Source organism: Paenibacillus sp. J22P165 (genome assembly GCF_059692015.1).
The window spans coordinates 1-5,553 of the sequence record NZ_JCAUAP010000038.1 but is presented as its reverse complement, the minus strand read 5'-3'; the positions used below and the strand labels follow the sequence as shown (position 1 = coordinate 5,553).

Here is a 5,553-nt window from a genome sequence, read left to right as displayed (position 1 = left end):
TCTTTTATAGTCGATTACTCGACTGTGCTTACTCACTCGTTGTTCAGTTTTCAAAGATCAATTTCTTTCGCTCACTGCCGTGTTACCGAAGCAGCGAGAAGTAATATACCATATTGAATTCTCATTTGCAAGCTTTATTTTATTTCATCCATTCGTGAAGATATTCAACACGTTCAGAATCCAATGGTTTGTGCTTGCTGCTTCTTGTCCTGTTCGGAGCAAGAAACATAATATAGCACAAACCATTTCGTAATGCAAACTTAAACCTGAACTATTTTAGACGAATACTTTTTAGCAAAATCTCAAGAGGTTCCCTCTCTTCGGTCTCCCCTCGATGATCATGCTCCACAAGCTTATCCAAACGCGCGATCTGATGACCATAGTCGTACATGGCTGCAGCCACAATGGAGAGTCGAAGCATACCATTTGGTTGCTCACTGTATCGCGAAAGGAGATCGACCATAAACTGTTCGTTCTCCGCTTCAATTTCCAAACCATCCGAGCTCGTTTCCTTCAACTTATCATCGTATTTCAATAGTACATGCTCATGGTACTTAATCAATTTTTCCATATGGTCATCGAAACATACATCTGTTTCCGCACTTGGGGAAGCCTGAAAATAATGCTCATCTACAGCTTCCAGTACTTCAAGTCCTTTGGACATGACAAGCAGTTTCTGTTTGTATACGACGAGTTCGCGGATTCGTTTGGAGCCGCTGCCCTTTAACTTCTTAATTTCTTCTTCCATAAGTCTATATTTCTCTGACAATGACTTTAAGCTATTGCGAAGACTTTCCTTTTCTTCACGAAACACCGTTTCCTTAATCTCATTCGAAATCACCGTGCGAAGGAGCAGTGACATTTTGCTGAAAATAGACCCGATCTGGGCTGCGAATTGCTCCTTAGGTTTAGGTGGGAAGAATAGGACATTCACCACAAAAGCACATCCGATCCCGATTAAGCTAAGCAGTAGTCGATTAAGCGCAAAACGCCACTCCCCCGACGCCTCCATAACAGCAACTACAGTAACTAAGGTAAGACCAATTGTCTCTTCCATACGTAAACGCAAACTAAGAATGATAACAATAATACATACAATGCCAATAGCAATCACATTCTGCGAGAAAAACATCCCCGCCAATAAGGCAAAAGCCGCACCAAGAATGTTCGTCTGCAACTGATCCAAGAAATAACGCCAGGAGCGATATATTGAAGGCTGCATCGCAAAAATCGCCGCAACAGCCGCAATGACTGGTGGCGTGAATTCGAGCCAAGCACTTATATATAAAGCTAATGCAACAGCGATGCCTGTTTTCCACACGCGCGCCCCAAATACCATGACTCTCACCTCATCCAAAATATCCTATATCTATCTTACACAGGTCATGTGACGGATGCAAAACATCATATAATACGAAAAAACCACCCCCAGCAATTGCCGAAGGTGGTTCGTGCTCAACAGAAACTGCTAAGCTTTGGTGTTTTTGGTACTCGGACTACTCGCCGCACTTGATGTACCGGATGCCTTGGCCGCCATTGCAGCGGCTTTTAGACCTTTACTCTTGTAGGGTTTCGGGGCACTCTTCGCTCGGTTCTCGCTTGCTTTCCACCGATTCCAGCCTTTGCTGTCAGTACCTCTACCTGTTCCACCTTTACCCTTAGCCATAAACTCACTCCATACCTGTTACTTCTTATTTATTAGTTAATAAACCCGACCAAGTCGATTCTAGCCATTGATCAAAATCAGAGCCTTTGTCACCTTCGTAGGTGTCATACACATCACTTCTCATTTTTTGCAGCTTTTCTTTGAAAGCCTCATACGTATGACCTTCAGGTAAGCTTTTCTTAATGCGAAGCAAAATTTTGCCTACACCTTTGATCAGGTCACCTTTCTTACGAGGGGGCAATTGTACATCCTCACCTAGAAGTTTAAGCTTACGGTAAGCCGTCTCCTGGATGACATATACCGTATCATTCGCCATAAGACGTTTAAGAATATAAACGGATTGTTGGTCATCATGCTCGCCTAAAGCCTCGACAGCTGCAAGACGCTCCCTCCAATTCGATGTGCGATTAGCTGCTTTTTTCAACTCTTCAAAATCGGTCGGTAACTCATTGTGTAATTCAATATTCAACTGATTCAAGCTCCTTCTGTATGCTGTATGTGTTAGATGTTACACTTTTTTTAAGCTGAGTGCCAACTTTTTGAAGTGATTAGTTTATGGAAGTACCCTTGTTACATGATTTTATGAGTTAAATCACCATAGATAGAAGCCAGCAGACGAAACAAAAAAGACTAGCATATCAAAAAGCAACGATCGGCTCGCTTTATCGCGAACGTCTCGTTGCTTTTCTTTTTCATCCCCATTGAACCAATAGCATGACATCACCTAGCTCAAGACAACCCCCCTACAGTACTTGCACACTGGCGCATCGATCGCGATTTCCTCCTTGCAGTAGGAGCAGGGCTTGTGCGTTTTCACTTCAGCAGGCGCTGTGGATTTACCTCTTCTTAGACTCATGACAACCAGCACACCGACAACCACGACAATCACAGCCAAAATCCAATAAATCATACGAAACACCTCCCAGTTGATAACCAACTTTTGATGATTTCCGTATATGTATATTCGCTCACTGGACTGTTATGAATGCGTTTCAGTTGCGATTATGTCGAAAATTACAGCCACATCTGCTGCTGATATGACATTTCCCAGAACAGAGTCTCATAGCGAGTTGTATTCAAGAAAATAGTTTCTAATCGCGCTAATTCGCTTTCTGATTTCCCTAAGGCTAGTCGATCCATTAAAGAAATACACCATTGCGCGTGTTGGCCAAACTCGTCTGAACTATACCCTCTCACCCATTCACCGTAGTCTGGATGATCTACTGCACCCGGAAATTCTTTCAACATACGCCCAATCTCCCAGTAACTCCACATACAAGGAAGCAAGGCTGCCGTCAACTCCGCTAATCCACCATTCTGTGCTACATGCAACATATAATGCGAGTAAGCGAGCGTTATCGGTGATGGTTCTGCTTGCTCCAGCTCCTCTTTCGTAATTCCGAAGCGAGCCGCGTAAGAACGATGAATGCCCATTTCCTCATGTAAAATATTACTAAGAGACGCTGAGAATTCACTCATCGTTTTGAGATCTGGTGCTTTGATCGCACCTAGAGCGAATAATTTGGCATAATCAATTAAATATAAATAGTCTTGAATCATATAGAACCTGAATTTATTACGGTCTAGGGTTCCTCGACCTAGTTCTTGAACAAAAGGATGCTGCTGAGTTTGCTGCCATTCGTGTTGATATTTTTGGACTAGATGCTGGGTAAAGGACATGATGGATTCTCCTCCGACATGAGATTCTTATGATTTATATTAATGGAGTGAACAAATTGAAAGAGCATAAGTAGATTTGGTGAACTCTACTATTTTACCATATATTAACTTTATTTCTAGTTCTAAATCGTAGATAAAAAAACAATGACCATCCATTGTCTGGAGGATCATTGTTTTACGAATAGATATGTAGGTTGAATCAGGCCCGTTAGACCAAGTCACAGGCATCAGCAGGCATCCAATGCGCATCCTTACCGTCCCATTTCACATTACATCCTAGTGGGTTCGTCAACGGTAACGTAATCGCTTGACCAGAGGTCAGCTCTTCTAAGGCGATATCTAAATTATTTATTGTGATTTTTGACGCATCTTTAGGATTATCAACGCCGCGTCCCGTGTAGACTAATTTGCGGTTTTCATCAAAGACATAAAAATGCGGCGTTCTTAGTGCTCCATAGGCTAATGCCGTTTCTTGGGTTTCATCTCTCAGATACGTCCATGGATATTGATGCTCCTCCATGTGCGATACCATATGATCAAAGGAATCTTCTGGCTTGGTGTTCACGCTGTTAGCGTTGATACCTACGAACTGTACACCTTTATCTTTATACCGATTGGCCGTTTCGCGTGTTACTTCATTAGAACCGATTACATAAGGGCAATGGTTGCAGGTGAAAAAAATAACGAGCGTCTTAACGTCGCTGAAATCCTTCAACGTGTATGTTTGTCCATTCGTAGCTGGTAATGAAAAATCAGGCGCTTCATCTCCGAGTGATAAAGTAAAGGTAAATGCCATGTCCCATGCCCCTCTCAACCCTGAATAGTTATAGTTGGTTCTCCCCAGTGCTCTGGAAAAACTCAATGATTTCGCCATTTAAACCTTTAACAAAGGCAATACGTACAGGTGTTGGCGGATTCACGCCTAGAATCGCGTCTTTCGGTGCTACCGTCACGACCGCACCAGCAGCTACAGCTACCTCAACAGCAGCGTCTACATTATTACTACGAAACGCAACATGGAAGAAATAACCTTCTGGTTTCTCCTCGCCTGTACCGCCAGCGAACACCTCCATGTAATTCCCATCACCAGAGTCAAGCAGGACAGCTCGCTTATCCCCTTCTCCCCAGTTGTTCTTCTCTACAAATCCTAAACCTTCTGTATAAAACTTGACTGTTGCGTCAAAATCATTCGCTCTCAGTGCAACGTGATGAAAACCTCCGCCGCCTATTTTCGCATTCGTTCCCACTTACTTTAGCCTCCTTAAAATGATTACTTTCACTTCTTTTTCAGTATACTCGAACATCTCTGGTTAGAAAATGAGTTACATCAAGGTAACTAAGTTACCTTGGGTAAAAGAGAAGTACAAAAAAACCACATTTCTTCATCATCATGATGAAAAAATGTGGTTGATATCGGGACGACACGATTTGAACATGCGACCCCCTGCTCCCAAAGCAGGTGCTCTACCAAGCTGAGCTACGTCCCGATGAAAAAAGCGGAAGACGGGGATCGAACCCGCGACCCTCGCCTTGGCAAGGCGATGCTCTACCGCTGAGCCACTTCCGCATAGGGATCCCCAAGCCGTAAGTTACGCTTGGGGATGTTTGATGCGCGTAGAGGGACTTGAACCCCCACGGTCACCCGCTAGATCCTAAGTCTAGTGCGTCTGCCAATTCCGCCATACGCGCATGCTGTAAATAAGGCAATTGGTGAGTCATGTAGGATTCGAACCTACGACACCCTGATTAAAAGTCAGGTGCTCTACCAACTGAGCTAATGACTCAAGTGTTGTAAAAAATGGCTGGGGATCAAGGATTTGAACCTTGGCATGACGGAGTCAAAGTCCGTTGCCTTACCGCTTGGCTAATCCCCATTGATGTAATTGGCAGGGGCAGCAGGAATTGAACCCACACCAAAGGTTTTGGAGACCTTTGTTCTACCCTTAAACTATGCCCCTAGATAAGGTATATGGAGGCTGATGGATTCGAACCACCGAACTCGAAGAGAGCAGATTTACAGTCTGCCGTGTTTAGCCACTTCACTAAGCCTCCATAAAGGCAATTCTAACTAGGCAAAAAAAATATCCCAAAGGGATACTGCTTGGCAACGTTCTACTCTCCCAGAACCCTGCGGTTCAAGTACCATCGACGCTGGAAGGCTTAACGGTCGTGTTCGAGATGGGAACGCGTGGATCCCTTCCGCCATC

At 43.9% G+C, this 5,553-nt stretch carries 7 protein-coding genes, 7 tRNA genes and 1 rRNA gene; all 15 read right to left on the bottom strand.

The window, feature by feature from the left end; genetic code table 11:
* Positions 1 to 271: 271 nt before the first annotated feature.
* Positions 272 to 1,339, bottom strand: coding sequence for an FUSC family protein (locus AC58QM_RS35830; RefSeq protein ID WP_497289420.1), 1,068 nt, complete (start codon positions 1,337 to 1,339; stop codon positions 272 to 274).
* Between the two features lie 129 nt (positions 1,340 to 1,468).
* Positions 1,469 to 1,666: a DUF3934 family protein gene (locus tag AC58QM_RS35825; protein WP_310502965.1), complete on the bottom strand. Its 198-nt coding sequence runs from the start codon at positions 1,664 to 1,666 to the stop codon at positions 1,469 to 1,471.
* A 25-nt stretch (positions 1,667 to 1,691) separates the two neighbouring features.
* Complete coding sequence (locus AC58QM_RS35820; protein WP_497289419.1) at positions 1,692 to 2,135, bottom strand: HEAT repeat domain-containing protein; 444 nt, start codon at positions 2,133 to 2,135, stop codon at positions 1,692 to 1,694.
* A gap of 255 nt (positions 2,136 to 2,390) precedes the next feature.
* Positions 2,391 to 2,576 carry a hypothetical protein gene (locus tag AC58QM_RS35815; RefSeq protein WP_497289418.1) on the bottom strand — a complete coding sequence of 62 codons (186 nt, stop codon included), beginning with the start codon at positions 2,574 to 2,576 and terminating at the stop codon, positions 2,391 to 2,393.
* A gap of 104 nt (positions 2,577 to 2,680) precedes the next feature.
* A complete protein-coding gene (tenA, locus tag AC58QM_RS35810; protein ID WP_497289417.1) occupies positions 2,681 to 3,346 on the bottom strand; it encodes a thiaminase II in 666 nt (221 codons plus the stop codon).
* A gap of 208 nt (positions 3,347 to 3,554) precedes the next feature.
* A complete protein-coding gene (locus AC58QM_RS35805) occupies positions 3,555 to 4,142 on the bottom strand; it encodes a thioredoxin family protein (RefSeq protein ID WP_497289416.1) in 588 nt (195 codons plus the stop codon).
* A gap of 28 nt (positions 4,143 to 4,170) precedes the next feature.
* Entirely contained in the window at positions 4,171 to 4,593 is a 423-nt protein-coding gene (locus tag AC58QM_RS35800) for a VOC family protein (RefSeq protein WP_310502970.1), read from the bottom strand.
* Positions 4,594 to 4,759: 166 nt separating this feature from the next.
* Positions 4,760 to 4,833, bottom strand: a tRNA-Pro gene (locus tag AC58QM_RS35795).
* A gap of 8 nt (positions 4,834 to 4,841) precedes the next feature.
* Positions 4,842 to 4,913 (bottom strand) — tRNA-Gly (locus AC58QM_RS35790).
* 42 nt (positions 4,914 to 4,955) lie between these two features.
* Positions 4,956 to 5,035, bottom strand: a tRNA-Leu gene (locus AC58QM_RS35785).
* Positions 5,036 to 5,054: 19 nt separating this feature from the next.
* Positions 5,055 to 5,130 (bottom strand) — tRNA-Lys (locus tag AC58QM_RS35780).
* A 15-nt stretch (positions 5,131 to 5,145) separates the two neighbouring features.
* A tRNA-Gln gene (locus tag AC58QM_RS35775) sits at positions 5,146 to 5,220 on the bottom strand.
* A gap of 10 nt (positions 5,221 to 5,230) precedes the next feature.
* Positions 5,231 to 5,304: transfer RNA gene (locus AC58QM_RS35770), tRNA-Trp, on the bottom strand.
* A gap of 12 nt (positions 5,305 to 5,316) precedes the next feature.
* Positions 5,317 to 5,398, bottom strand: a tRNA-Tyr gene (locus tag AC58QM_RS35765).
* Positions 5,399 to 5,445: 47 nt separating this feature from the next.
* Positions 5,446 to 5,553 (bottom strand): 5S ribosomal RNA (rrf, locus tag AC58QM_RS35760); the annotation flags it as partial.

What these genes read in the sequence shown, in the direction of transcription:
- AC58QM_RS35825 (WP_310502965.1), bottom strand. Translation starts at nt 1,666, where the DNA reads ATGGCTAAGGGTAAAGGTGGAACAGGTAGAGGTACTGACAGCAAAGGC.
- AC58QM_RS35805 (WP_497289416.1), bottom strand. Translation starts at nt 4,142, where the DNA reads ATGGCATTTACCTTTACTTTATCACTCGGAGATGAAGCGCCTGATTTT.
- tenA (WP_497289417.1), bottom strand. Translation starts at nt 3,346, where the DNA reads ATGTCCTTTACCCAGCATCTAGTCCAAAAATATCAACACGAATGGCAG.
- AC58QM_RS35815 (WP_497289418.1), bottom strand. Translation starts at nt 2,576, where the DNA reads ATGATTTATTGGATTTTGGCTGTGATTGTCGTGGTTGTCGGTGTGCTG.
- AC58QM_RS35830 (WP_497289420.1), bottom strand. Translation starts at nt 1,339, where the DNA reads ATGGTATTTGGGGCGCGCGTGTGGAAAACAGGCATCGCTGTTGCATTA.